At 39.9% G+C, this 26,894-nt stretch carries 21 protein-coding genes; 14 read left to right on the top strand and 7 right to left on the bottom strand.

From position 1 onward, the window contains the following. Positions 1–7: 7 nt before the first annotated feature. Complete coding sequence (locus CYQ88_RS01965; RefSeq protein ID WP_101839662.1) at positions 8–1,714, bottom strand: HD-GYP domain-containing protein; 1,707 nt, start codon at positions 1,712–1,714, stop codon at positions 8–10. Between the two features lie 151 nt (positions 1,715–1,865). Between CYQ88_RS01965 and CYQ88_RS01960 the strand changes: the two genes are divergently transcribed. The 3 genes from CYQ88_RS01960 to CYQ88_RS01950 all read left to right on the top strand — a co-directional run bounded on the left by CYQ88_RS01960 (position 1,866) and on the right by CYQ88_RS01950 (position 3,578). Beyond that, positions 1,866–2,510, top strand: a complete 645-nt coding sequence (locus tag CYQ88_RS01960; protein WP_101839661.1) for a 2OG-Fe(II) oxygenase — start codon at positions 1,866–1,868, stop codon at positions 2,508–2,510. 100 nt (positions 2,511–2,610) lie between these two features. Beyond that, on the top strand, positions 2,611–3,207 hold the full coding sequence (locus tag CYQ88_RS01955) for a DoxX family protein (protein ID WP_101839660.1): 597 nt from the start codon (positions 2,611–2,613) through the stop codon (positions 3,205–3,207). 44 nt (positions 3,208–3,251) lie between these two features. Further along, positions 3,252–3,578, top strand: coding sequence for a twin-arginine translocation signal domain-containing protein (locus CYQ88_RS01950; protein ID WP_101839659.1), 327 nt, complete (start codon positions 3,252–3,254; stop codon positions 3,576–3,578). Positions 3,579–3,699: 121 nt separating this feature from the next. Here CYQ88_RS01950 and CYQ88_RS01945 read toward each other — a convergent pair whose 3' ends face one another. After that, the gene (locus tag CYQ88_RS01945) at positions 3,700–4,449 is read right to left on the bottom strand and encodes a DUF4395 domain-containing protein (RefSeq protein ID WP_101839658.1); all 750 of its coding nucleotides are present in this window, start codon (positions 4,447–4,449) and stop codon (positions 3,700–3,702) included. 152 nt (positions 4,450–4,601) lie between these two features. Further along, complete coding sequence (locus CYQ88_RS01940; RefSeq protein ID WP_101839657.1) at positions 4,602–5,528, bottom strand: homoserine kinase; 927 nt, start codon at positions 5,526–5,528, stop codon at positions 4,602–4,604. 119 nt (positions 5,529–5,647) lie between these two features. On the opposite strand from CYQ88_RS01940, the gene polA reads away from it, so the two are divergent. The 10 genes from polA (at position 5,648) to CYQ88_RS01890 (ending at position 19,738) form a co-directional block, all read left to right on the top strand. Beyond that, on the top strand, positions 5,648–8,470 hold the full coding sequence (polA, locus tag CYQ88_RS01935; RefSeq protein ID WP_101839656.1) for a DNA polymerase I: 2,823 nt from the start codon (positions 5,648–5,650) through the stop codon (positions 8,468–8,470). 183 nt (positions 8,471–8,653) lie between these two features. Next, positions 8,654–9,421 carry a DUF3450 family protein gene (locus CYQ88_RS01930; protein WP_101839655.1) on the top strand — a complete coding sequence of 256 codons (768 nt, stop codon included), beginning with the start codon at positions 8,654–8,656 and terminating at the stop codon, positions 9,419–9,421. A 3-nt stretch (positions 9,422–9,424) separates the two neighbouring features. After that, complete coding sequence (locus CYQ88_RS01925) at positions 9,425–10,744, top strand: MotA/TolQ/ExbB proton channel family protein (protein ID WP_101839654.1); 1,320 nt, start codon at positions 9,425–9,427, stop codon at positions 10,742–10,744. Next, entirely contained in the window at positions 10,741–11,367 is a 627-nt protein-coding gene (locus CYQ88_RS01920) for a MotA/TolQ/ExbB proton channel family protein (protein WP_101839653.1), read from the top strand. The genes CYQ88_RS01925 and CYQ88_RS01920 overlap by 4 nt, the downstream gene beginning before the upstream one ends. After that, entirely contained in the window at positions 11,367–11,774 is a 408-nt protein-coding gene (locus CYQ88_RS01915; protein ID WP_199170144.1) for a biopolymer transporter ExbD, read from the top strand. The genes CYQ88_RS01920 and CYQ88_RS01915 overlap by 1 nt, the downstream gene beginning before the upstream one ends. Next, a complete protein-coding gene (locus CYQ88_RS01910) occupies positions 11,774–12,439 on the top strand; it encodes an energy transducer TonB (protein ID WP_101839652.1) in 666 nt (221 codons plus the stop codon). Before CYQ88_RS01915 ends, CYQ88_RS01910 begins: the two co-directional genes overlap by 1 nt. Before the next feature lie 16 nt (positions 12,440–12,455). After that, positions 12,456–13,604, top strand: a complete 1,149-nt coding sequence (locus CYQ88_RS01905) for a lipopolysaccharide assembly protein LapB (RefSeq protein ID WP_101839651.1) — start codon at positions 12,456–12,458, stop codon at positions 13,602–13,604. Then, complete coding sequence (locus tag CYQ88_RS01900; protein WP_158235989.1) at positions 13,601–16,792, top strand: TonB-dependent receptor domain-containing protein; 3,192 nt, start codon at positions 13,601–13,603, stop codon at positions 16,790–16,792. The genes CYQ88_RS01905 and CYQ88_RS01900 overlap by 4 nt, the downstream gene beginning before the upstream one ends. Positions 16,793–17,223: 431 nt before the next feature. After that, positions 17,224–18,798 (top strand): hypothetical protein, encoded by a 1,575-nt coding sequence (locus CYQ88_RS01895; protein WP_101839649.1) that lies wholly within the window; start codon positions 17,224–17,226, stop codon positions 18,796–18,798. Between the two features lie 211 nt (positions 18,799–19,009). Further along, positions 19,010–19,738 (top strand): hypothetical protein, encoded by a 729-nt coding sequence (locus CYQ88_RS01890; protein ID WP_101839648.1) that lies wholly within the window; start codon positions 19,010–19,012, stop codon positions 19,736–19,738. 12 nt (positions 19,739–19,750) lie between these two features. Here CYQ88_RS01890 and CYQ88_RS01885 read toward each other — a convergent pair whose 3' ends face one another. Genes CYQ88_RS01885 through yihA form a run of 4 tightly spaced genes read right to left on the bottom strand, consistent with a single transcriptional unit; the run spans position 19,751 to position 24,769 of the window. Then, on the bottom strand, positions 19,751–20,806 hold the full coding sequence (locus tag CYQ88_RS01885) for a response regulator (RefSeq protein WP_101839647.1): 1,056 nt from the start codon (positions 20,804–20,806) through the stop codon (positions 19,751–19,753). Positions 20,807–20,849: 43 nt separating this feature from the next. Continuing rightward, complete coding sequence (locus CYQ88_RS01880) at positions 20,850–23,183, bottom strand: ATP-binding protein (protein ID WP_101839646.1); 2,334 nt, start codon at positions 23,181–23,183, stop codon at positions 20,850–20,852. Next, entirely contained in the window at positions 23,180–24,097 is a 918-nt protein-coding gene (locus tag CYQ88_RS01875; RefSeq protein WP_101839645.1) for a phosphate/phosphite/phosphonate ABC transporter substrate-binding protein, read from the bottom strand. Before CYQ88_RS01875 ends, CYQ88_RS01880 begins: the two co-directional genes overlap by 4 nt. Before the next feature lie 48 nt (positions 24,098–24,145). Next, complete coding sequence (gene yihA, locus CYQ88_RS01870) at positions 24,146–24,769, bottom strand: ribosome biogenesis GTP-binding protein YihA/YsxC (protein ID WP_101839644.1); 624 nt, start codon at positions 24,767–24,769, stop codon at positions 24,146–24,148. A 137-nt stretch (positions 24,770–24,906) separates the two neighbouring features. Here yihA and CYQ88_RS01865 point away from each other — a divergent pair, with 137 nt between their 5' ends. Further along, on the top strand, positions 24,907–26,892 hold the full coding sequence (locus tag CYQ88_RS01865) for a cytochrome c biogenesis protein ResB (RefSeq protein WP_101839643.1): 1,986 nt from the start codon (positions 24,907–24,909) through the stop codon (positions 26,890–26,892). Positions 26,893–26,894 lie beyond the last annotated feature (2 nt).

The raw sequence follows: 26,894 nt of genomic DNA, 5'->3' as shown, positions 1-26,894 counted from the left end.
TTTAGCATTAAGTCATACGAGTGAAAATATCATCAAACTGATGATGGATTTTCTTAAAGGCTGCCATAATATCTGGATCAAATTCTTCGACTTTCGTACGCCCATCGCCTTCCGTTATTATCTGATACGCCGTTTCGTGGTCAAACGCTGGCTTATAAACCCGCTTCTGCCGTAATGCATCATATACATCCACCAAATTCACTATGCGTGCAGCTAATGGAATGTCATAACCGGCAAGCCCATTCGGGTAACCACTACCATCAAATTTTTCATGATGATACAGCGCAATTTCTCGCGCCATTTTCATCTTATCGGATTCCCCCAGTATTTTGGCGCCATGGATCGGGTGTTGCATCATCTCGGTTCTTTCAGCATCCGTTAAAGCACCTGGTTTCTTCAAAATGGCCGGATCTAAATGAATTTTACCGACATCATGCATCATCGCAGTCAATCGGATCTCATCACAAAAAGCTTTTGGTTGACCCAATGCAATGGCTAATGCATATGCATATTCGTTGATGCGAATAATATGCTGTCCAGTGTCCTCATCATTCGCTTCAGAAGCCCTTGCCAGGGCCTTTAATGAATAGGCAAACTGTTCATAAATGGCGATGCTTTCTTGACTGATACGATGAAAAAAATGACCGAAAAGCGCTATTTGTTTCAAAATGTCATTGAATTGCTTGTCAAATTGTTCTGTTTTAAAAAAGCCTATAACCGATACCGAACCACTTTGATAAGTCGCATAGCCCTTAATCAGACCGACATGTTGACGAACAACTGGGTTAAATTGCTGCTGAAAGTCCTCTAGCGATTGCTGCTGCGGCTGCCATTTTTCGTAGAAGATATCGGTTTTCCCTTTAGAAATGGCATAGGCATACCCTGTCGACTCCAGCTTAAAAGGCTCAGTCAAACCAACCACTTGGTCTTTATTTAGCTGGTAGATTTGGCCAATAACCGCTTTATTTTCCTCAGAGAAGGTACAAAAAACATAATTTGGCACATCAATACTCTGATTGGAGGCCAATGCTACTTGTTTCAACATTGTTTGAAATGTTTGAAATAGGTCAAATTGCGTCGGATCATAGTGATTTAAGTTTTCATTCAATAGCAACGTCAGTTGATTGAGTTGAAAAAGGGTATGTTTTAAAGAATCCTGTAATTTTTTATTTTCAGTAATATCTTCTGCTGTAACGAAAACGGCGCCGAACTCGTCTACTTTTGCCTTAAAATGATAAGTTTCTGTTCCAAAATGCTTTTCATCCTCATAAATCACTCCCCCTTTTCTAGGCATGTTGGATAGTTTTTTAACCATGGCGCTGGGCAATAAGCTATTCAAAGAAAGGGTGTCCAATGCATGCTTTTCTAACCAGGCCTGACCAACCGGATTGATATAGTCAGGGACTAAATCATGATTCAATCGCATAACAATATTAGGGTTAGATTCTGGGAATTGCTGCAAAATACGTTGGATTTTCTGATGACTCAGTTCTTGAGCAAACACGGTTACAAAAAAGGGGACAAAATATGGCGTAATGAATTGAATCAAGGATAAACTGGGGGAAAGATGCCATTTTTCAAACAAAGTTGACTGCGTCTCAACTATCCCTAAAAAAATAAACATGGCAAGCAAAATGAAGCCATGAATTATGCTGCCCACCACCAATGCCGAAAGCAATGGTTTGTCTATAATTCTATGAATGTGACGTTTCATTTCGTCTCCAAATCTACCCAAAACCGGCCTTCGTGACTGAGCATGACGCTAAGTCAATGCAATGACACAGTCATAGCATAATATAACTGAATAATTTTGTTGCTAAAAATATGTTTAGGAGGATAATTCTTCTCTTTAATCGGAAAAACCAATGTCTCTTAATCTGACTGATTCAGTGATGGATCAACTTCTGGATGCCTTAGTCGAAAAAGGCTGGTTTGAATGGCCGAAAGCGGTGAGTGAAGCCCTATGCCAACAGCTATTGGCCGAAGCAGAATTCCATGACCAACAGGGGCAATTACAAACTGCAGGCGTTGGACGGGGTGATATCCATCAATTAAACCACGACATTAGACGTGACAAGATTAGATGGCTAGATGGTTCATCAAACGCGCAACAGACCTACCTCAAACAAATGGCTGATTTGCAATATCAGCTCAACCGAGCGCTATTCCTTGGACTATTTGAATATGAAAGTCATTTTGCAATTTATAAGCCAGGTGACTTTTATAAAAAACATTTAGATAGCTTTAGAGGGCGGGCTAATCGCATGGTCACAACGGTTTTATATCTTAATCCTCATTGGCAACCCGATTGGGGTGGTGAACTGGTGATTTATAATGAAGACAGTTCAGCTCAACTAACGAGCGTCATACCCAAAATTGGCACGATGATGATTTTTATGAGCGAACAAATCCCCCATGAAGTCCTGCCGACACAACAGCCCAGGGTCAGTATTGCAGGTTGGTTTCGATGTAATACCAGTATTGCAGGCGTGATTGATCCGGCAAAATAACCACCAGGCCTGGTTAAAAATGATTCTCATTTAAGTTGTTTTCTACGTTATTTACTGTTAATGTTTTTATCTGAATATTCATAAACTAATAGGATTGCTTATGCAATGGCTTATCCAAATTCAACGTTTTATGAATCAAACAACAAAGCAATTCGATTTTTTAGCGACTCTGCCGATTCGGCTTTATTTAGCCGCCGTTTTTTGGGTAGCGGGCACCAACAAAATCGTGGGCTTTAAAGGTGTGGTCGAATGGTTTGGCAATACTGAGTGGGGATTGGGCTTACCCTTTCCAGAGCTCATGGCCAGCTTAGCCATTGCCGCAGAAGTTGGTGGATCGGTGTTATTGTTGCTTGGATTGGCGACTCGCTGGGCGAGTATACCGCTCATTATCACTATGTTAGTGGCGACTTTTTCTGTCCACTTGAAAAATGGTTGGCAAGCGATTCACGACCCTATGTCACCTTGGCCCAGTGCGAATATTGACGGCGCAATGGAACGTCTAGAAGCTGCAAAATCGCTATTACAGCAATATGGACACTATGATTGGCTTACGGAACAAGGCCAATTTGTAATAAGTAACAGTGGAATAGAGTGGGCGGTAACCTATTTGGTCATGCTGTTAGCTTTGGTTATTTTAGGCGGTGGGCGCATCTTTAGCATTGATTATTGGATTGCCAAACATTTTCAAAAAAATTAGCCGTTCATTTTTTATAGTTTCAATGGAATCAAAGAGGAAATCAAATGAAAAATACATCTCGTAGACAGTTTTTAAAATTGGCCGGCGCAACAACCGCTTCGGTTATTTCAGGATCGGCTTTAGCGAATGAAGCGGATTTTGGATTCAAAAACCTTGAAAGAGGTTATGAAAACAGCCTCGCATCCAGCCATGAAGGAAAGTGTGGTGAAGGTAAATGCGGCGAAGGCATGAAGATGAAAAAGTCTGAAGGCAAATGTGGTGGTAAAAAATCTTCTGAGGGCAAGTGTGGCGAAGGCATGAAGATGAAAAAATCTGAAGGCAAGTGTGGTGGTAAAAAATCTTCGGAAGGAAAATGTGGCGGGCGCTCTTAACCTAACTCTCATTTCAGATTAAATCAAAAACCCTACTAACCCACAACACTGTACGCCTGTAATGTATTTTGAGCCTTAAATCAAAATGCTTTACAGGCACAGTTTAGACCAAAAACTCAGCCTATTTTGCTTCGGCATTCACTTCAGCCGCTTTTCGCTCAGCATGTTTACGCGCAATTTCTTCCCAATCAATATTATTACAGCTTTCACACTCTTCTTTAAAAATGCCTAACTTCACCAAAAGCGCATGCAATTTACAGCCGACACAATAGCCTAAAATTGCTTCTAACCACATAAACCCTAAACAAACCCACACCAATACCAGAGGAATCCATTTAGGCATATAGTTTTCGGTGGTCGGCAGCACATCGCTATTGAAGAGGGAATTCACCCAACCGGCAAACACCTCTGGATTAAAAAACACCAAACAAACCGAAATAAAACTGGCACCAATTGACCAGGCAACCCGCTTGGGTACTAGAGGTTTCCAATTTGGTTGCGTGTTTTTAGCCAGTAGCGTGGCCAAATAAATCGTTGGAGAAAAACGCGATGTCAGTACAAACATGCCAGCTAACATTTCAAATAACCCAAAGAACAAAATCCAGGTTTGTATCGTGTAGTCATAAACACGTTGGGTCGCTTGTACTTGGTAAATGGTGTGCCACTCCCAAGTGGTTTCTAGTGTATCCACCATGGTGGTATTTTCTAATACCTTCCAGTCTGGACCAAAGACCACATCAATCAAGGTATAAAGCATATAAACAGGGATGACCAGCAAGATGCCTGCGCGAATCTTCACCGCATTGTCATTAATAAAAACGGGTTCTTCTTTTGGGTCTCGAAACCAAAGGGTTGTTAGCCACTGCTTCATAATGAATCCTTTCTAAGCTATTTAGTTAATGATTTTGCTATATAACGATATTCTTATGTTTTTCGTTAACGAACTATAACAACTTATTGAGGAAAATAGTTTAAAAAGTCACTGATTTCTAATAGAATTTTTGAATACTGGGATTAAGGATATTACTCAGAATCTTGATGTGCAATTAATAGCGTTTTAAAGACATTCGGGTCTTTAATTTGGGTCATCTCCCCTTCTCGCGGTTGATGTTGGTCTTGCAGTCTTGATAGCAAAAACCGTAAAGCGCCTAAGCGTAAAGCGGCTTTCCATAGAGTTAGTTCTACTTCTGTAAGGGGTCGAACTGCTTGATAAGCGCTTAATACCGCCGTAACCTTTTCATTGACTAAGGTTCCATCTTGCGAACGGCACCAATCATTCACCATCACCGCCAAATCATATAACATAGACGCATTACAGGCATAGTAAAGATCAATAATGCCAGAAAGCGCATCGCCATCAAACAAAGCATTATCACAGAATAAATCGGCATGAATCACACTTTGTGGTAACTGATCCCAAGGTTGCCCTGCTTGATAGGCTAACTCTTTTGCAATTAAATCAATTTCATCTTCTGATAAGTAGCGCTTTATGGATGCAAAGGTCTGATGCATCCAATCAATATCTCGATCATTAGCTCGAGTTTGTTCATATTGCTGGCCTGCCAAATGAAATTTGGCTAAATTTTCTGCCATAATTTGACATTGCAATTGGCTAGGTTGCTCAACACCCGATCCCGTTAAACGTTCTACCAGTGCAGCCGGCTTGCCTTTCAATTCTTTTAGGTATTGGCCATTTAGGGTTGGTTTGGGATGAGCCGTAGGAATTTGATGCTCGGCCATAAATGCCATTATATTCAAAAAATAGGGTAATTCTTCAAAGCTATGATGTTCAAAAATCGTTAAGACAAAGCGACCTTCAGTGGTATCAACAAAATAATTGGTATTTTCTATACCGGCACTGATGCCTTCAAATGAGACCAGAGAGCCTTGCTCATAATCAGCCAAAAAAACTTCCAACTCTGCTTGATCTACAACCGTATAAACAGACATCCAAAACCGCCCTAGAAAAGGTTAAAATGACACCTCAAGCACCCATCGCTTATATCAATAATAGGTGCATCAATAAAATGGCGATATTTTAGCATAATCCTTTAAAGGCAAAGTATTCAATGACTCAAATCCTTCCGCAATTCAACCCCGACAGCCCGTTTATCTTAGTGGATGGCTCATCCTACCTATTTCGCGCATTCCATGCCATGCCGCCTTTAACCAATTCAAAAGGCCATGCCACCGGTGCGATTTTTGGGGTCATTAATATGATTGGCAAACTGTTGGAACAATACCAACCCGAACGGATTGCGGTGGTATTTGATGCGAAAGGGAAGAATTTTCGTCATGAAATGTATGAAGACTACAAAGCTCATCGCCCACCAATGCCCGACGAATTACGCATTCAAATTGACCCCATTCACCAAATCATCAAAGCGTTAGGCATCCCCTTACTCGTTGTTGATGGTGTGGAAGCCGATGATGTGATGGGCACACTGGCTTATCAAGCGACCCAAGCCAAAATGGATGCCCTACTCTCTACGGGCGATAAAGATATGGCCCAACTGGTAAATGAACACATTACCCTGGTCAATACCATGAATGACACCTTGATGACACCGGACAAGGTGGTTGAAAAGTTTCACGTGAAACCTGAACAAATTATCGACTATCTGGCATTGATGGGTGATAGTAGCGATAACATCCCTGGCATTCCTAAATGTGGCCCTAAAACCGCTGCGAAGTGGCTTGCAGAATACGATTCTATTGACAATTTAATTGACCATTCGGATGACATTAAAGGCAAAATTGGTGAAAATTTGCGGGCAAATATTGAACAACTCAAGTTGTCTCAAAAGCTAACCACTATCCGCTTGGATTGCGATTTACCGATTGCCCTCAATGACATCAAGCGCCATGAAGCGGATATGGACGCCCTAGAAACCCTCTTTTCAGAATATGATTTGCGCAATTGGTTAACTCGTGTGTTAAAAGGCGAACTGCCTTTTAGCAAAAGTAGTGGCCGTAAAGCCCATTCTGAAACCGTGACCAATGGCCAGTCTAAAAAAACCACAGCCAACACATCCGTCACTGATGCACCCGAAATGATAGCCCAGCCTTATGAAACGATAATGGACTGGCAGAGCTTTGATGTTTGGCACAAAAAACTGGAAGCATCGGATGTTTTTGCGATTGATACTGAAACCACGTCGTTAAATGCCATGGCTGCCAAACTGGTTGGCGTCAGCTTTGCCTATGCAGAAAAAAACGACCAGGCCTGGCAGATTTTTGCCGCTTATGTGCCCTTAACCCATGACTACGACGATGCACCTGAACAATTACCCGTTCAGTCAGTATTAGACAAACTGAAGCCCTTATTGGAAGACCCAACCATTAAAAAAGTTGGTCAAAACTTTAAGTATGACTGGCACATCTTTAAAAATATGGGGATTGAGGTTCAGGGCATCGCTTATGACACCATGCTTGAATCCTACTGTTTTAATAGTGTTGCAACCCGCCATAACATGGATGATTTGGCGCTGACCTACCTGAACCGTAACACCATTCACTTTAAAGACATCGCTGGCACGGGAAAAAAACAAAAAACTTTCAATCAAATTGAATTGGAAACTGCTGCCCCTTATGCGGCTGAAGATGCTGACATTACCCTGCAACTCCATCAAGCACTGCTACCGAAATTGCAAGCTGAACCAGCCTTAAACAAAGTCTTTGAAGAGATTGAAATGCCATTACTCCCTGTCTTGGCAAAAATGGAGCGCAATGGCGTTTTCATTGACCGTCAGATGTTAGCAGATCAATCTTATGAACTCAGTCAAAAATTGGCCCAGCTGGAACAACAAGCTCACTTGGTTGCTGGTACAGAATTTAATCTCAATTCCTCAAAACAACTACAAGAAATATTATTTATAAAATTAGACATCCCCGTTGTGAAAAAAACCCCTAAAGGACAACCTTCAACCGCAGAACCGGTATTGGTAAAATTAGCGGAACAAGGCTATGAAATACCCTCTTTGATTTTAGAATACCGAAGCCTAGCAAAACTCAAATCCACCTATACGGATTCTTTGCCAAAACAGATTAATACAGAAACGGGTCGGGTACATACCTCTTATCAGCAAGCGATTGCCTCAACCGGACGCCTCTCTTCAACCGAACCCAATTTACAAAATATTCCGATCCGCAGTGCTGAAGGTCGCCGTATTCGTCAGGCGTTTATCGCTGCACCCGGCTATCAATTATTGGCCGCTGACTATTCGCAAATTGAATTACGCATCATGGCACACCTCTCTGGGGATGCCAGTTTGTTAAAGGCTTTTTCAGAAGGAAAGGACATTCACCAAGCCACCGCCGCTGAAATTTTTAATACACCACTGGATGACGTCACCAAGGAACAGCGTCGCAGTGCCAAGGCAGTCAACTTTGGCTTAATTTATGGCATGTCTGCGTTTGGATTAGCGAAGCAACTGAATATTAGCCGTGGACTGGCTCAAGAATATATTAACCTCTATTTTGCACGTTATCCAGGTGTCGCACACTACATGGAATCCACCAAGGAAAATGCCAAACAGACCGGCTATGTAGAAACCTTAATGGGACGCCGACTTTATTTACCCGACATTAATGCTAAAAATGGCCAGCTTAGACAATATGCCGAAAGAACCGCCATTAATGCACCGATGCAGGGTACTGCCGCCGATATTATTAAAACCGCTATGGTCAAAGTGCAACACTGGCTTGATCAAACCCCGTGTGACATTAAAATGTTGATGCAAGTCCATGATGAATTAGTATTTGAGGTTGCGGAAAAGGATATTACCGAAACGAAAAAGCACATAAAATCGATCATGGAGTCTGCATTAACCTTAAAGGTTCCGCTGATTGTAGACATTGGCCAAGGATCCAATTGGGATGAAGCCCATTAATGTTGAATACTTTCCATTAGAGATTATTTTACTAAACGATTCACTTCACCCTATCTAAGTCCTAGAGAAGAATATTGAGCTTGTAACATTAGCTTTAATTTATTGTCATCTAGGCTTCACACCCCTTTCACATCATATCCCGATAATGTTGTTTTTTATTCAATTATCGGGGTGCCGTTAACAATGCGTTTCTCAATCACCATGGTTTTGTGGTTATGCTTCAGTTGGTGTTCTGTCGCTTATGCCGATCAGAACCTAGAAAACATGTCTGAAAAATTAATTCAATTACGAGGCGAAGTCGAATCGCTGAACAGTGAAATTCGATTTCTAAAGGAAGAACACAGTCAAGAAATGAATTTTCTGTGGTCTCAAAGAAATCAAATCAAATCTGAGATTGAACGCAATAAAAATTTATTGGCACGTCTACGTCAAGACCTGGAAGACGTCAAAGCAGAAAATGCGCAAAAAGGTCAGTCTTCAGAGTTCTTACGACCACAATTTGAACAGGCCATATCCCAAATTGAAGAATATTTAAATGACGCCTTACCTTTCAAAAAAGCGGAACGCCTAGCTTCACTGCAAGAAATCGACACCCAGGTTAAGAAAGAACTGATTTCAGTTCAACGAGGCTTTAATAAATTATGGGCATTTGTTGAAGATGAGATTCGCTTAACCAAAGAGTCTGGCCTATATCAAGATTCCGTGCTCATTGCGGGAGAAGACCGTAAGCAACTGGTCGATCTTGCCAGAATCGGCATGATGACGCTGTACTTTCAAACACAAGACAATCAAGTCGGTCAACTGGTTAAAACGGCGTCTGGTCAGTGGAAATATCAACTGTTGAGAAAGCCATTACAAACTGAACAAGTGGTCTATTTATTTGATTCTATGCAAACGCAGATCCGAACAGGTCTGTTTAAACTGCCCACCAAGCAAGCGATTGAGGAATAAAGAATGCGTCAATTCAGTATCAAAGTTTTATTGCTAACCCTTTTGATTTCTCCCGTCTTGCATGCTCAAGAACCGAAACATGACTTAGAACGTGCCTTTTATAAAGAGTACAGTTTCTTGCTAAAAGAAAAGAAAGCCATGCAGTCTCGTATTCAACAACTGAAATCAAAACAACAAGCAGAACAAAAAACAGCTCAACAGGAATTGGAAATGCTTCAGTCGGAAAGCGATGCACTCAGACTGGAAGCCGATCGAATCAATGACCAAATTGCAGTGGTTGAACGAGAAACACTGGCAAAGGCATCCAACCAAGGCGTCTTTGAAGCAACATTAGAACAAGCTTCTGCAACTCTCAAACAACCAGGTGATCCCAAGCTGACTGGAATTGAAGAAACGATTTCTGAAGGGGTGATGATACTCAAGCAAAATACCAGTATCCATACTAAACCGAATCAAGCCTACTTCTTACAGGATGGATCTGAAATAACAGGTGATATTGTTTACTACGGTGGTGTTGCTCGATTTGGATTATCTAATCAAGGCCAAGGTCCACTAGCACCAGCAGGTGGTGGTGCTTTTAAACTCTGGGAACAAGACGACTCGGGTTCAATTGAAGCACTCGCAGCAGGCAATCTACCTGAAACAATCCCCTTATTTCTGTTCGATTCACCCACCCAAGAAGTTGCGTTTGTCGAAGACAAAGAAGTCATGGCCGTTATCAATAGCGGAGGCATCATTGCATGGATCATTGTTGGTCTGGGTGGAATCGCTACACTACTGGCATTACTGCGCGCTTTCTTCCTATTTGGTCTTGGCCGAAGTAGCAGAAAGGAAGTTGTCAACATTTCAGAAAGTGTAGCGCAGGGTAACCTAGATCAGGCAAAACAGCAGGCAAACCGTATTGGAGGCTCAATTAAGCGTGTATTAAGCAGTACGCTTTCTAACCTCCATCGTGATAGAGAACATGTGGAAGACATCATTTCAGAAGCTATTATCCACGAACATACCCATTTAGATCGATTTCACGCATTGATTATGGTTGTCGCAGCCATATCGCCATTACTCGGTTTGCTCGGTACCGTTACAGGGATGATTGAAACTTTTGACATTATCACTGAGTTTGGTACAGGCGATCCAAAACTGTTATCTGGCGGGATATCGATTGCGCTGGTAACGACAGAACTGGGGTTAATCGTTGCCATCCCTGTTTTAGTGGTCGGAACTATCTTGTCTAGCTGGTCAAATCGGATTAAAGATGAATTAGAACGATCTGCACTTCATGTTGTTAATCAATACCAAAACCATCGCTCGGTGAACGAATGATTGAATTTATTGAAACAGCGAACTTGTGGAAGCAGTTTATCGATTTTATGAATACAGGGGGTTACGTTATGCCGCCCCTGCTATTCATTACGATCGTACTATGGTATGCACTTGCTTACCGCGCTTCTATGATTCGTATCAACACCAATAACCCAAGACGCTTAATTCAAAAACGGTTAGAGCAACCAGAAATGAAATCCAAAACCATTATGGAAGAAGCGGTTGTGATTGGCCTAGAAACATCAAGGGCACATACTCATTCAATTCGAAAAAATTTAGATGTGCTATTCAGTGATTACTACATTGAATTAAAGAAATACCGAAGCTTAATAACCGTTCTGCTCGTTATTGCCCCTCTTTTAGGGCTATTAGGCACGGTTTCCGGCATGATTGAGACCTTTGATTCTTTACAAGATATGACCTTTATGAGTCAGGATGGTGGTATCGCCAAAGGCATTTCTCAAGCCCTAATTACCACCCAATTTGGCCTGAGTATTTCTGTGCCTGGACTGGTATTTCACAGTTACATCAACCGAAAACAAACCGTGGTCGAACAAGAACTGGAGCAACTTATCGATATCTTCAGTAGTCAGACAGCGGAGCAGACAGAGGATGCAAAATAATGATTCGATATAAGAAAAGGCAATCTCAAGATCAGTCCATCGATATGTCACCTTTAATCGATATGGTTTTTATTCTGCTGATCTTTTTTATGGTCAGTGCCACCTTCGTAAAAGATATGGATTTAGAAATTAATAGGCCTAAAGCAACCTCAAGCTCTCCTTCATCAACTAAGGCGGTCAGAGTCTATATCGATACCAATGGCGATACTTATCTCGATAACCAACCCGTTCGCACTTGGGTCATTCAAAGCAAACTCAGAGATATGCTCAGAACTTCGACAGAGTCGGCTGTTTTGGTTGTGACTGATGAAGGGGTTCCTGCTAGAAAGTTGATTGAAGTGGTTGATCAATGTCGTTTGGCGGGTGCTGAAGATGTCGGTGTTGTAACAGAATATGAGGGGGGCTAATGAACCACTCCTCTCAATGGTTGAACAAACGGTTAAAACACCAGCTTTATGCTGGATCAGGTATGTTGATCGGCACCATAGTGATCGTGTTTACAATGTTGTACTTAAACAACCTCAGTTCAGAACCGCCTAAAAAAAATAAGCAAAGAACCTTGTCATTTGAGGTGATTAAGCCGGTTAAAACACCCAAAAAACCCAAGCCAACACCCAAAAAACCGCAGCCAAAAAAGCAATCGAATCCCGTTGCTGCACCACCGGCTTTTTCAGGACTGGGAATGAGCTTATCGGGTATTGATATCAATATGAATGCCTTTGACCCAAATTCTGAAATGCCAGAGGCAAAAGATCAAATATTAGGGGATACAACCAATGCCATTATGACAAGCGATACGGTTGATCAGGAACCCAGAGCCGTATCAAGGGCGCCTTTGAACTACCCACCAAGGGCTAAGGCTAAAGAAATTGAAGGCTTTGTATTATTAAGTATTTTAGTCAATGAACAAGGTGATGTTGAGCAGGTACGTGTTTTAGAGTCTGAACCGCGAGACACATTTGAAGAAGTGGCTATTCGAAATATTAAGAAATGGAAGTTTGAGCCAGCGCTTTATAACAGTGAGCCGGTCAAAATTTGGGTCAATCAACCGATTCAATTCCGTTTAGGTTAACCCGGAATCAATAATTATGCTTAGAAAATTAATAGTAATCACGTTACTAGCGGTCATTTCATTGCCAACTTTTGCTGAAAAAAAACCAGATGATGGCGATCCACTCGCATTGGCAGCCCTCATGATTAAAGACCGACACTACTTAAGGGCACAAGCCATACTAGAAGGAGCAGATACTTCAAAAAAGGATTTTGATTTTAAGCGATTCCATACGTTGAGTGGTATTTCCGCTTTAAAAATCGATCAATACCAAAAGTCACTGGATCATTTGCAAAAAGCCCAGTCTTTAGGGGTTAAAGATTCCATTTTATATGTCTATATGGCGCAAGCTTCATACCAGTTACAGGCATTCCCACAAGTCATCACATTTGTTGATCAAGTGCCTGACATGAAAGCTGAATATCCAAATTTACTGTTTATGAAATATGATGCCTATCAACAAATGCACCAACCACTCAACGCCTGGGATACGTTAAAGGAAGGACGTCGCCTGCACCCAGAAAATCCTAAATTCATCAAGCAGCAAATTTTTAGTCTAATTCAATTAGGGTTCTATCAGTCCGCTGCCGAATTGGGGCTGACCTATACTCAAAAATATCAACTCGATGCACAAGACTACATCGCCATTGGTCAAGCATTAAGTCAAACAAAAAGCTCTATGACAGCTGGACCCTTTTTAGAGTCAGCAATCCTAAAATATCCAGACAGTAGCCAAGCTAAAAAAGCATTAGCAAACTACTATAGCCATCAAAAACAGTACTACACAGCCGCCATTATTATGGAATCCCTCGCAACTAAAGAACCTGAGCTGCTAACTGAAGCCGCTGAATTAAACAAATTATCGGGACAATTCTATCGAGCCCTTTTTCTAAACAGCCGGGCAACTGATCAACAAAAAAAGTTAAAACAACGACTCGGGCTATTCTTAATGTTTGAAGAATATGAAAAGGCTGCATTGATGGAACGAGATTTAAATCGAAACCACTTACTTGAAGATGATGCTGTTCGGTATGCGCTGGCCTATAGTCATTTTCAAACAGGACGATTTGAAAGTGCTGAAAAACAGCTCAATAAAATAAAAACCGCCCAACTCTTAAATAAAGCAAATCAAATTCGTAACGCAATCGCAGAATGCCAAGCTGATAATTGGAAATGCCGTCAATGATGAAATTTAAAGTCTTAATTCTCTCACTTATTACCCTTTTTTTTACCAGCTTGAGCCCTGTTCAAGCTGATAGATCCCAAACAGGTGAAGTCGATCTATTAACCTTCCAAAAAGGTATGCCTTTGCCAAAAGTCGAAATCTACTTCAAGAAAAAACGTCTCGGTATTACTGATGAATTTGGATCTTTCTCATTCGAATTACCAATTGGAGAACATAAAATTCAATTAGTAAAATCAGGGCATCCATTAACAGAACTCACCTTGCTGATTAGTGCTGGTGAGATAGCAGAGCTCATTATTCCAATTACGGAAGGTGCCAAAGTTTTTGATATTATGACTGAAACGTCAGCTCAAGCCGTTTTAAAGACAGATCAATCAAATATTGAAGGCCCGCAACCGATTTCAATACAAAAGCAACAAAAACCTAAAGCGATATTGTCAGGGCAGGTTACTTCAATTGAAACTAAGGCTGGTATACCGGATGTCAGTCTGTATCTATCTGGGATAGATCAAAAGATTCAAACGGATTTTCAAGGTCATTACCGTATATCGGTTCCAGAAGGCACCTACACGCTTTCTGCAGTCCATTCAGATTACAGTTCGCAAACGGTTCGAAAGTTGGCCTTGGCCAGCAAAAAACAACTGACTCAAAATCTTGAAATGACACCTGCCGCTACTCAATTAAAAGCATTTGTTGTAACTGCACCACGTCTTGCTGGTGGCGTTTTAGCTGTGATTGAAGAAAAGAAAAAGACTTCTGCTGTTGCCGAGGTTATCAGTGCAGAAGAAATTTCAAAATCAGGCGATTCTTCCGCAGCAGGTGCCCTATCACGCGTCACTGGTTTAACACTGGTAGATGGCAAATATATTTATGTCCGCGGTATGGGAGATCGCTATTCATCAATTCGCCTAAACAGCGCCGGCTTATCATCTCCCGAACCGGCTAGAAAAACCGTACCACTCGACATGTTTCCATCTGGGATGATAGGCAGTATTCTCGTTCAGAAGACCTTTTCCCCAAACTTGCCTGGGGACTTTGGTGGCGGTACGGTTTTAATGCGAACCAAACCCATTCCTTTAGAAAAATCCAACAAATTCAGCATCAGTGTTGGTGGCAATAGTCGATCAACAGGCAGTGATGGCCTAACCTATCAAGGTGGAGACCTAGATTTATTAGGCTACGATGACGGAACGCGTCAATTGCAAAATGGCGATATCGATTATCTAAAGCACCCTGAATCGAAAGGGAGTGAAATCGATAAAAATAGCCTATATGATCTGGGAGTAAATCTAGAAAATAATTACAAAACTCATAAAGAAATGATGATGCCCGATGTCTCCATTAAGTATTCAACAGGGGATCGTTTTGAAGAGTATATGGGAGACTCCGCTTGGGGTTACAACTTTTCTACTAAATATAGTAATAAAGCCCGATACGTAAAAGAGAACCGCTTAACGTCTCAGCAAACAACCGATACCTTTTCTCCTGTTAATGAAGAAAAAGATAAGTATGGTTATGACAAAGATTTAAGTTTAATGGGTAATCTAGTCTATGAACTTGGGAATTACGATAAGTTAGAAGCAACGACCATTGTTTCACGTTCCACCTCTGACTCAGTGTATAAAGATAGTTTTTTTAGTAGCGATAGTAATAATAACTTTGAAGAATACGGGTTACAGTGGGAAGAGCGTCAACTCTTAAGCCAGCAATTTCATGGTGAACATACCTTCCCGACTTTGGATGACTTAAAACTAGAATGGCAGACTTCTGCATCTCTAGCCAGTCGAGACAGCCCTGATACCCGAACTTATCTATTTCGGCAACCAGCCGAGCATGATAGTCAATTGCCTCCTAGCCCTTTCCAATTTCATGACCGTAATGCCACTCGCACCTGGGAAAGCTTAGAAGATACCGCCACTTCTATTACATTGGATGCCACCCAGCCACTTTATGATTTTTTTGGCGCCACAGGTAATTTGAAATCGGGATTACTTTATGAAACAAAAAGCCGAGTATCTGACACCTTTAAAACTGAATGGAATCTTCCTTTTACCATTTCCAACTCAGATATCATGAAAACAGATAATCCTGAAGACATCTTAACGGCTGATAATCAAGGTACTGGGTTTACCGACTTAAGATTGATTAACCAAACTCAACCTACTGATTCTTATACTGCCGAACAATCTTTTATGGCGGGTTATGCCATGGCTGATTTAAAATTAGCACCTTGGTTAAAAATCATGACTGGCGGCCGTTATGAAATGTCATCTCAAACCATTAACACTTTCAAAGATTACCAGAGAACGGAAAAAACCGGTAATACGCTCGAAGATACGTCTTTCTTACCAGCATTGAGTATTACTACCCCTTACCGTGAAGGTGAACAACTGCGCTTTGCCTATTCCGAAACCTTAAATCGCCCTTTACTCAAAGAGTTATCAGAGAGTGTCTATATTGACCCAGAAACAAGGGATTACTATACAGGAAACCCTGATTTACAAGTGGCATCTATCCAAAACCTAGATTTGCGATGGGAAAAATATTTCTCATCTTTTGAAAATATTTCCTTAGCTATTTTTCGTAAACAATTCACCAACCCAATCGAAGTCATTGAAAAGCCCACCTTAACAAGAAACCCGAGTTATACCTATGCTAATGTCAAGGAAGCAGTTAACCAAGGAGCAGAAGTGCAGGGAACCATTTGGTTAAAGAGACTGTTTGGTCGTTCTGTCTCATCTTTCTACTTAGGGTTTAATGGGTCAATAATTGATTCCGAAATCAATATGGCAGGCGTTGAAAACAGTATTTCGACTAATACTAAGCGCCCCTTGCAAGGCCAGGCTCCTTGGGTCACAAACTTAAACCTGGGTTATGAAAACCTGGTCGCTGATATTCAAGCAAATTTACTATTGAATGTACAAGGTGATATTATCACCAAAGCGGGTGCAAAAGCCTCTGCCGACGCGGATTTTGGTGTAGAGGATACCTATTTAAAGTCGCCGGCTTCCTTAAATTTTGTCTACAAACAACTTATTTATTTTGGTGCAGAAGATAAGCTGTATATGAAAATCAAATTAAAAAACTTATTGGATGGCGAATATAAAGAAGTCATTAATGATGAAATCAAGAAACGCTATTATAAAGGCATTGGTTTTAATATCAGCTTTAGTTATAAATGGTTATAACGCACTAACCTGATTATCAATGACATCTGAGATGTTTTTCTGTCTCAGGTGTTATAAATTTCATCTCTAACCACCACTTCATCAATTTATTCAAATAATTTCAGTATTTAACTCCATTTTTGTCATTTTTCTGTCAAAAAACTGACCATTACTTGTTTGAAATATTTAACAAAAGACCATTTCACGGCAAGAATGCTGTCATCTTGAAAGCAATGAACTCTAATATCCATAAATAAGTCCTTTCTTAATACTGAAAAATTTATTAATGTTATGAAAAAACAATTAGTTACATTTAGAACTTTATCGATTTTTTAATTTTTAAAAAAACGGTCATCTGTCAAATATCTTTAAAAAATCATTAATCCACTTCAATTGAGTCACCTCTAGACTATCGCTGCTTTGTTTAAAAAATCTAAAACTTGGAGTTTATTATGACTTTTGAAAGAAAATTATTACCAGCCCTGCTTTTTGCCAGTGCTTTATCTGTAACGGCTTGTGGTGGTGGTTCTAGCTCATCTTCAAATGATACAGCTGAAACAACTGAAACAACCGACACCAAAGAAACAACATCTACATCAACTGACTCGGTTGTTATTTCAAAACCAGCCAGTTTTGAAACAGGAACCACTCTAACAGTGGGTGGTACTACAACAAAATCAACGGGGGCTTTTTTAGCTGCCGATATCGATACGTCAAACAATCAATTAAAATCCTCTGCTTGGACGAATGGCTGGACGGTTAATATTCATGGTAACTCTACTGTTTGGTCGAAGCCTGCAAGTGCTTCTGCCAACAATGACTGCCCTGCAAACACCACCCTCGTTGGTGAAGTTCATGGACTAGATGCATGTGAACTACCAACCACAGTGAGTGAAGATATGACTCTCACCAATGATAATGTTTATATTGTTAATAATGCTGGTACACGTGTTGGTAACGGTAACGAGGAAACCGCTGCTGCACGAATCATTACAGGTAAAACTTTAACCATTAATGCTGGCACGCTGATTTTAGGTAAAGAAGGTTCATACCTACTTGTCACTCGTGATAATAAAATTGATGCACAAGGAACTGCTACCAGTCCAGTTGTTATGCGCTCTACTGCTTGGGCTCAAACTGGTAAAGAAAGCCGTGGTGGCTGGGGTGGTTTAGTCCTTCAAGGTAATGCAAAAGACTTTGCCGGTACCAACGTTCAAGGTGAAGGTGGCGTTAAATACTATGCTGGAACAAACGATGCTGATAACTCAGGTTCATTAAAGTATGTTGTGATTACCGGTGCCGGTTATGACTTGGATGGTAACGGAAATGAATTAAACGGTTTGACATTACAAGGCGTTGGTTCTGCTACCACTATTTCTTATGTTCAAGTAGATGAATCATTGGATGATGCCATGGAATTTTTTGGTGGTGCGGTTAATGTTGACCACATTGCTTTAACAAATGTTGGTGATGATGGCTTCGACGTTGATAACGGCTGGAACGGTACAGCAGAAAATGTTTTCGTCCATATGTCTTCACAGTTCACTAAAGTCGCTGGGGATAGCCGTGGTCTTGAAATGGATGGTTATGATCCTAAAGATTCTTCAGGTAACAAGTACATTGATCCTGCAGTAACCGGTGATAATGTTTCTTTAGTCACCTTGAAGAAATTTACCGTTGTTGGTACTTCTACTTCTGATTCCGGAATCGTATTCCGTCGTGGAGTTGCCGGGACTTTAACCGACTTTAATGTCACTGGTTTCCAAGATAAAGGGATTGAGATCCGTGATCGTGGGACTTTAGAAGATGGTACCGTGACTGATACAAAGACTGGTGCAACTAACTTTGCAGGGACTTATAACCGTATTAGCATCAAAAACTCTGATTTCTACAGCAATAATAAAGCAGTAGGTTTTGCACAGAAAGACGATACAAAGCACACAGCAAATGCATTTGCCAATACAACAGCTGCTGATACTGCATTAACAACTTGGAAAAATGCACAGAGCACTAGCAACATTAACTAAAAACACCAATCGAAATATTTCCATTTCGTAGTAAAAAGAACAAGTGATTTTATTTAACCCGCCTAAATGGCGGGTCTTTTTGCTTTATAAAAAGCCATTTCAAAAAGGATTTACCCATTATTTTTTTCTAAAAATCAATATTTAATCTCTTGTAATGTCTCTAAATTTGCTAAGATTACATTTAATTAAAAAATCTTTCAGAGTACGAATTATGTTTAAAAAACTCCTTCCCATTTTATGCTTATTACCGCTTAGTAGTTTTGCTGCGGATAATAATGTTTCTATACTCAACTTTGATAGCCAAAATGAGTTTAAAAACTTTGCAAAAGACTTCACCGGTACCTTAGGGTATAAAACGTTAATTCCAGCTGAACCACTTGGGGTTAGTGGGTTTGATATTGGCGCTTCCTATTCTAATTCTGGTCTGAATTACAAACTCATGGACAAGGTCACAACTGAAGGTAAAGGATCATTTGATGCCGTTTCAATCCATGCTGTCAAAGGCTTACCTTGGGGAATTGATTTTGGGCTGGATTACAGTTCCGTCATGAACAGTAATATTGAAACCTGGGGCGGTAAATTAAGTTACGCATTTGTTGAGGGAGGGACTTTATACCCTTCTGTTTCCATTAATGGTAACTACACCCAAACCAGTGGTCTAAATGCAGTTGACTTTAAAAGCATGGGAGCCGAAATCGGCATTTCAAAAGGATTTGCTAACTTAACACCCTATGCAGCGGTTGGGTTAACCAGTGGTCAATTAAAATCATTAGTTGATAATAACGGTTTGGCAGGTGTTAAGCTCGATACTGAATCTGTTTCAATGATGAAGTATGCAGTTGGTGTCAATATTAATTTATTGGCTATGGATATTTTAGTGGGTTACAACCAAATTGGCGATGTCCCTTCCTATTCATTAAAAGCAGGCTTCCGCTTCTAAAATACAGACAAGTTAATTCTCTTTGAATCGACGGTTAATTTCCAAAAAGCCGTCGATGTTTTGTAAAAACAAATCAATTAAATCCGGTTGGAAAGCATGGGCTTTCTGTTCTTTAAAATACTCTACGATTTCTTCAATCGACCAAGCTGCTTTGTAAACACGTTCATGACTTAACGCATCGAACACATCCGCGATAGCACAAATCCGACCCGCAATATGAATCTCATTTCCTTTTAACCCGCTAGGATATCCTAACCCATCAAATCGTTCATGATGTTGTTGAGCAATGATGGCAGCCATTTGTAATACGGAGCGTTTAGAGTATTTGAGGATATCATAGCCAACTTGACTATGGGTTTTCATCATCCGCATTTCATCATCCGTTAACTTTCCGGGTTTATTGAGAATTGCATCAGGAATCGCAACCTTACCAACATCATGTAAAGGCGCTGCACGAAATATTAAGTCAACCATCTCTGGTTCAACGCCATGTAATGTCGCCAATAATTTTGCCGATTCCGCTACACGAACAACATGCAGCCCTGTCTCATGAGATCGCTCATCAATCGCTGCCCCCATCATATAAATCACTTCTTTTTGGGTGGCTTCGAGTTCTTCATTTAACTCTTTAATCACCGAAACAGCTTGATCGACTTTTTCTTCAAGATGGTTTTTATAATCGTTTAATTCAAGGTGTGTTCGTACACGTGCCAACACTTCTTCATTGGCAAAAGGCTTAGTGATATAGTCTACCCCACCAGCATGGAAAGCATTAACCTTACCTTCTGTTTCATTGAGGGCACTAATAAAAATAATGGGAATTGCACAGGTTTCTGGGTTGGCCTTTAAACGTTTACAGACTTCAAACCCATCCATATTAGGCATTTTAATATCTAATAAAATTAGATCTGGTTTTTTGCTTCGAATGGAGGCTAATGCCATATCACCGTTAATGGCCACTCGCACCCGATAATGCTCATCAACTAGAATATTGGTTAATAGCTTTAAATTAGCTGCAATATCGTCAACAATGAGAATTTCATGCTCTTTTAATAACGGCTGATTCACACAGGTTCCTTTCTATTCTTCTCATGTCAGAATGAGCGACCAGTCATAAAATATTTAACTCTGTCTCATCTTTACCCAAAGGTTTAATCAATGCCATAATTAAATCAAATCGATAACCATCTACTAATTTTCTTAAGCCACTAATCAATGAAGCTTGTGATTCTGGTAACGATTGAATGATATCGTTCAATGTTTGAATATCGCCAATTAACGCAGCACGATAGATTTGATTGACTGATTTATCAGACAACTTTTCAAGCGCTTCTAAGGTAAGATTAAACGAATCCGATTCATTCTGTTCAGAAATAAAATCCTTAGCATATCGATAGTGTAGATTAAGGTGACGAGCCATACAATCATAAAGTTCATCAGGGCGGTAAGGCTTACGCACAAAATCATCTGAACCCGCATCCATGACTTCTTGACGTTGATCTTTAAAGACAGAGGCCGTTAGAGCCACAATTTTAACCTTGTCACCGCCCGGAAGTTTTCGGATCGCCTTTGTCGCGGTTAACCCGTCCATTATTGGCATACGACGATCCATCCAAATAAAGTGAGGGTGCCAACTTTGAAATAATTCAACTCCTCTTTGACCATTTTCAGCTATTTTGACTTGAAACCCAACTTGCTTTAATACCTTTTGAATCAGTAACTGGTTCTCAAGTTGATCTTCAACCACTAAAATACGCCATTCTGGTTCATTGTCCGCCAAGCTAATCACTAGTTGACCATCTTGATCAGTATTTTGGGTCAAACTAATGTTTGTTGTTGCATGTTTAACTTGGATTGAAAAACAGAAAATCGATCCTTTTTTGGGTGTAGACTTCACTTGAATATCTCCTCCCATCATCTGCACAAATTGACGTGTAATCGCTAACCCTAACCCAGTTCCTTTTTGTGAAGCGGCATTTTCTAATTGTTCAAAAGGCTTAAAAATCCGTTCAATATCAACTTTATCGATTCCTGAGCCACTGTCTTCTATTTCAAAATAAAGCGTTAAATGCGTCGCGTCATCTTTAACCGTTTCTAATCGCAAGGTGACTCCACCTTGGGCCGTAAATTTAATGGCATTGCTTAAAAGATTAATCAGTATTTGTCTTAACTTAGCGACATCTCCATGAATAAGGCGTGGAAATTTAGAGTTTTGATCCACCAATAGTTGTATGCCTTTTTCATCTGCTCGCACCTTCATCATTTCAACCGTATTGCGAACCAGTTCACCCAAATCAAAATCTTCATTATCTAGCTGCGCACGACCGGCTTCGATTTTTGACATGTCTAGAACATCATTAATCAACTGTAATAAGTGCTCTCCAGAATGATTAATAATCTTTAAATTGTCCTTTTCCGATTCCGGAATATCTGCACTTTGAGTCAATAATGTGGAAAAGCCTAAAATAGCATTCAATGGGGTACGCAATTCATGACTCATATTGGCTAAGAAAATACTCTTTGCATGATTGGACGCCTCGGCTTTTTCTTTTTGAATCTGAAGCGCTTCAGTTCGGTCTTTGACAATATTTTCTAAATTTTCATTCAACTCTCGGATTTCTTTTTCAACTTTGACCCGTTGTTGAATATCCTCTCTCAACTCTTGTTGGCTCTGTTGTAATGCTTGTTCATTTCGTTTCAGACTATTCAGCATAAGATTGAATTCTTGTGACAACTGACTCACTTCAACGACACCATCTTCATCAGCAATAGCATTTTTATCACCATTTCGGACACGTCTCATAGTGCCTATCAATTGATAAAGTTGCTTCGTGAGGTTTTCTGCAAGAAAAAACGCTATCAGAATACTGATAAGCAATGCCAAAGCCGTAAAAATTAAACTGTTGCGAATCGTTTGGGCAATATTTTGTTGACGTTCGCTTTGATCCGTTCTTAATTCAACCCAACCCAGAAACTGATTGTTATGAAGAATGGGTCTCACTAAATCAATATAATCACGGGTTTGGCTAATTATCACCGCTTGATTTTGCAAAGGGGGTGTTTGTGCTAAAAGCTGCTTCAAATAATTCAGACGGGATTCATCAGAAATATATTGGCCAATACGGCTTTGATCGGTATGAGCGATCACTTTTCCATCTAAATTCATCACCGCTGCGTAAATAAGGTCTTGATAAACTTTAAAATTGGTAATCACTTCTTCTAGGCCAACATAATCATTTGCCATGACCCAAACTTGACTATTTGCCGCTAACATTAAGCTACGGTTTTGACTTTCTTCCACGGCTTTCTGATGCAGAAATTGGCTATGATTATGAATAGTTAAATAGGCGAAAACGGTAATAATAATGGTTAAAACACTCGCTGCTCCCCAAATCAGTTGATTTCGAATACTTTGATTTAATATATTTTGAACAGTCTTAATCATGGTTGTAACCTAATAGAACGCACTCGTTTTTCAAATTCAATCAAGAATTTTTCTACGCGCGAATAAGTTTCATTCGTTGCGGGTTCATATTGACTCAATTCCATCGCAGCTAAAATTTGTTGACCTTCAGCACTGTGGTGAAGATTAAAAATGGACTGACTGACCTGATCCAGAATAGCTTTCGGCACCGATTCTTTCACCACCAGTCCATTATTCAGTAAAGGGGGTGTCTGCCATTTTACTATGACCTGTTCAGCGACTTCTGGTCTTTCTTTAATGAAGGCTAGCCATGGTGGAGGCCAAGTTGAAGCAGCATCCGTGTTCCCCAGATAGACATTCATAATGGATGATTCTTGTGAGCCAACGTAATGATTGGTAATGTCATCATCAATATTTAATCCATTTTGAACCAAAAACCATTGAGGCATGATGGTCGCTGCTAAAGCAGTTGGCGCTGGATAGCTAACCGACTTCCCTTTCAAGTCTGAGACGGTTTCTATTTCACTGTCTTTACGAATTAGGATAATGCCGCGAAAATTTTCATCATCCGCCATTTTGCCAAAAACCCGATAACCATGCTGTAACGAGGTGACGGTTTGATAAGGATTGGGTAACGCAAAGTCAAAATATCCATCAAAGAGTTTTTTATCAAAAGCAGCATAGTTTCTAGAGGCTTCTAAGCGCAGCTTTCCACCTTGTAAACGAGCGTTAATAAAGTCAATCATGGGCTGATAAACTTCAAAGAGTCGTTTGGGATTGTGCAAAGGATGAACCCCAAAAAGATAGATATTTTCTTGGAACGGAGGTTGGTCACTGTATTCGAGTTTAGACGCTGGCGTTGGGTCATTGCAACCCATTAATAAGGTGAATATCAACACAAAACTTGTTAAAAATAGCTTTCTGATAATACCCATATCCACCCTTTTTAATACAATATAGAGCGCCAAAATACCCAGGCCTGGTTATTTTTTTACTTTTTCAGGCCGTTGATAATCCATCCATTCGTCCAATTTTGCCCAAACCTCTTCCAATCCCTGACGCTTTAAAGAAGAAAATAACTGCGCAGAAGCATGTGGATACAGCTCATCTAAAAGCTGTCGAAATTTCAATAGGCTATTTTGAGCCGGGCCTTTTTTAAGTTTATCAGATTTCGTTAGTAAAACATGAACTGGCAAATCTAAACTTAATGTCCAATCTAATAAAGTTAAATCAATATCGGTTGGTGGCATACGACAATCGACCATCATCACTAACCCTCTTAAAGCGGCACGTTTTTCAATATATTCCGATAAACTTTGTTCCCAATTACGTTTGGTAGCGATATTCACTTTTGCATAACCGTAGCCAGGTAAATCAACCAATTTACGTTGCTCATCACACTCAAAAAAATTGATTAATTGAGTACGCCCAGGCGTTTTACTGGTTTTTGCTAAAGATTTCTGTGAGGTAATGACATTTAAAGCACTGGATTTTCCTGCATTGGAACGGCCAGCAAAAGCCACCTCTATACCTTCATCAACCGGGCAATGATTCAGATTCGGAGCGGATTTTAAATAATGGGCTTGTTGATATAACGGATGCTGCATTTTATCGTCTCGTTTTGTATAAAAAACCCTATAACCAAGTTGGTTTTAAGGATTAACAGATTTCATTCTTTATCAATAGTGTGAATGCAGGTATACTTTACAATCTTTTTAAAAATTAAATGAAAAACTTTCCCATTATGAGCCATTTACCCCATCCGCAGAGTCCAAGTCAAACGCCTAAGAAACATGCCGTTTTTATGCCCTTTCTAGGGTCTATGAACCTTGCTGTTAGCCTGTTGGTCATGTTAGCCATTGCTTCAGTTATCGGTACCGTTTTAAAGCAAAATGAACTCTTTCAAGGCTATATTATAAAATTTGGTCCTTTTTGGACTCAAGTCTTTAATGAATTAGGCTTATTTAATGTCTATGGAGCGGCCTGGTTTATTTTGGTATTGCTGTTTCTACTCATTTCAACCAGTGTCTGTGTCTATCGTAATGGCCCTGGATTTATGAAAGACATGAAACAGTTTAGTGAAAAATTGTCTTTACATGCTTATCAACGTCAACCCCACGTAACCACTTATACCCCTCAACAATTCGATATTGAAATTGCCCAATCGGTTTTAAAAGATCAAGGGTATAAAACCAAAGTTCATCATCGTGACGACGGTATTACTATTGCTGGCCTAAAAGGATCCTGGAATCGATTAGGTTATATTTTTACTCATGTATCCATCATTATTATTTGTATTGGGGCGTTGATGGACAGTAATTTATTACTGAAATATCGCGAATTAACAGGGGATTTAGAAGCTGAAACTCGATCCGTTCCCTTAGATAAAATTGAACAAAAATCTTGGTTGGGTCCTGAAAACTTTTCATTTCGTGGTACCGTCAATATTGCGGAAAATCAACAATCCGATGTGCTGTTTTTACCTTATGAACAGGGATTCTTAGTTCAAAAACTTCCCTTTACGATTGACGTTAAAGATTTCCGAATTCAATACTATGATACAGGCATGCCAAAATCATTTGAATCTGACATTATTTTATCTGCTCCTGATTTGGATAAACCCATTGAGAAGACTATTGCTGTTAATCACCCATTATTTTATAAAAATTATGCAATCTATCAGTCTTCGTTTAGTGATGGTGGTAGCTTATTAAAGCTCAAAATTCATTCTCTTAAAGCACCTGAAAATAAACCATTAATTCTAGACACGGCGGTTGATAAAACAGAATCATTAAAGACACCGATTGGTACTTTTAAACTCGAATTAAGCGATTTTAAAATGCACAATATTGTGCCTGCTTCCGAAGAAGAACGCGCACTGACTGGCAAGAAAATGCATAACAATGGTCCAACCATAATTTTCAAAGTCCGTAATGAACAAGGACAAGCATTAGAATATGAAAATTATATGATGCCAATTGAACAAGAAGGTCGACAATTCTTTATTGCAGGAATGCGTGCCTCTCAAGCTGAGCCTTACCGCTATTTATTTATTCCAGCCGATAGTAACCGTCAATTGGATCGATTTTTTAACTTCCTAGCATTAATTAATAATCGAATCGAAACTAAGAAAATCATTGAAAATGCAATTCCTTCTGGCATTGGCTTTGAACAAAATGCTTACCGCATGCAAGTTAGATTATTAACCCAATTACTGGCTCTGGTACGTCAAAAAGGCTTTAACGGTATTAATGAATTTGTGACGCAAAATGTACCGCAACAAGATCAACAGAAAGTCATGGAGTACTATACTTCGCAAACCAGTGTGGCATTACAAACATTGTATTTAAGTATTTTGGAACAAGAAAAAGACCAAAATATTCAAGAAATTTCTAATTTTAATAAACAATGGTTTGACGATGCTATTACAGCCCTAAGCAATCTTCCTGATTATGGTCCGCCTTTATTTATTCAGTTAGATTCCTTTAAACAAATTGAAGCGACTGGCTTACAAATCACTAAATCCCCTGGAAAAGATGTCGTTTATTTTGGCAGTGCTTTACTTATAATAGGCGTATTCTTTTTATTTTACGTGCGCCAAAAACGTATTTGGTTGGCTTATTCCGCTGAAGATCAAACTTTAACCATTGCTGGAAAAGACACTAAAGAACTCCCCGAAGTCGCACAAGAATTTCAACAAGTTGTACAAGCTGTACAATCTAAACTGTAGGT

This window comes from Hydrogenovibrio sp. SC-1 (assembly GCF_002848135.1).
In the GTDB taxonomy this organism is placed as follows: Bacteria; Pseudomonadota; Gammaproteobacteria; order Thiomicrospirales; family Thiomicrospiraceae; genus Hydrogenovibrio.
Note: the sequence above shows the minus strand (reverse complement) of the source record. Positions and strands in the feature narration are given on the sequence as shown.

What these genes read in the sequence shown, in the direction of transcription:
- CYQ88_RS01880 (WP_101839646.1), bottom strand. Translation starts at nt 23,183, where the DNA reads ATGATTAAGACTGTTCAAAATATATTAAATCAAAGTATTCGAAATCAA.
- CYQ88_RS01875 (WP_101839645.1), bottom strand. Translation starts at nt 24,097, where the DNA reads ATGGGTATTATCAGAAAGCTATTTTTAACAAGTTTTGTGTTGATATTC.
- CYQ88_RS01960 (WP_101839661.1), top strand. Translation starts at nt 1,866, where the DNA reads ATGTCTCTTAATCTGACTGATTCAGTGATGGATCAACTTCTGGATGCC.
- CYQ88_RS01900 (WP_158235989.1), top strand. Translation starts at nt 13,601, where the DNA reads ATGATGAAATTTAAAGTCTTAATTCTCTCACTTATTACCCTTTTTTTT.
- CYQ88_RS01925 (WP_101839654.1), top strand. Translation starts at nt 9,425, where the DNA reads ATGCGTCAATTCAGTATCAAAGTTTTATTGCTAACCCTTTTGATTTCT.
- CYQ88_RS01950 (WP_101839659.1), top strand. Translation starts at nt 3,252, where the DNA reads ATGAAAAATACATCTCGTAGACAGTTTTTAAAATTGGCCGGCGCAACA.
- CYQ88_RS01965 (WP_101839662.1), bottom strand. Translation starts at nt 1,714, where the DNA reads ATGAAACGTCACATTCATAGAATTATAGACAAACCATTGCTTTCGGCA.
- polA (WP_101839656.1), top strand. Translation starts at nt 5,648, where the DNA reads ATGACTCAAATCCTTCCGCAATTCAACCCCGACAGCCCGTTTATCTTA.
- CYQ88_RS01895 (WP_101839649.1), top strand. Translation starts at nt 17,224, where the DNA reads ATGACTTTTGAAAGAAAATTATTACCAGCCCTGCTTTTTGCCAGTGCT.
- CYQ88_RS01920 (WP_101839653.1), top strand. Translation starts at nt 10,741, where the DNA reads ATGATTGAATTTATTGAAACAGCGAACTTGTGGAAGCAGTTTATCGAT.
- CYQ88_RS01930 (WP_101839655.1), top strand. Translation starts at nt 8,654, where the DNA reads ATGCGTTTCTCAATCACCATGGTTTTGTGGTTATGCTTCAGTTGGTGT.
- CYQ88_RS01915 (WP_199170144.1), top strand. Translation starts at nt 11,367, where the DNA reads ATGATTCGATATAAGAAAAGGCAATCTCAAGATCAGTCCATCGATATG.
- CYQ88_RS01865 (WP_101839643.1), top strand. Translation starts at nt 24,907, where the DNA reads ATGAGCCATTTACCCCATCCGCAGAGTCCAAGTCAAACGCCTAAGAAA.
- CYQ88_RS01940 (WP_101839657.1), bottom strand. Translation starts at nt 5,528, where the DNA reads ATGTCTGTTTATACGGTTGTAGATCAAGCAGAGTTGGAAGTTTTTTTG.
- CYQ88_RS01910 (WP_101839652.1), top strand. Translation starts at nt 11,774, where the DNA reads ATGAACCACTCCTCTCAATGGTTGAACAAACGGTTAAAACACCAGCTT.
- CYQ88_RS01890 (WP_101839648.1), top strand. Translation starts at nt 19,010, where the DNA reads ATGTTTAAAAAACTCCTTCCCATTTTATGCTTATTACCGCTTAGTAGT.
- CYQ88_RS01955 (WP_101839660.1), top strand. Translation starts at nt 2,611, where the DNA reads ATGCAATGGCTTATCCAAATTCAACGTTTTATGAATCAAACAACAAAG.
- CYQ88_RS01905 (WP_101839651.1), top strand. Translation starts at nt 12,456, where the DNA reads ATGCTTAGAAAATTAATAGTAATCACGTTACTAGCGGTCATTTCATTG.
- CYQ88_RS01945 (WP_101839658.1), bottom strand. Translation starts at nt 4,449, where the DNA reads ATGAAGCAGTGGCTAACAACCCTTTGGTTTCGAGACCCAAAAGAAGAA.
- yihA (WP_101839644.1), bottom strand. Translation starts at nt 24,769, where the DNA reads ATGCAGCATCCGTTATATCAACAAGCCCATTATTTAAAATCCGCTCCG.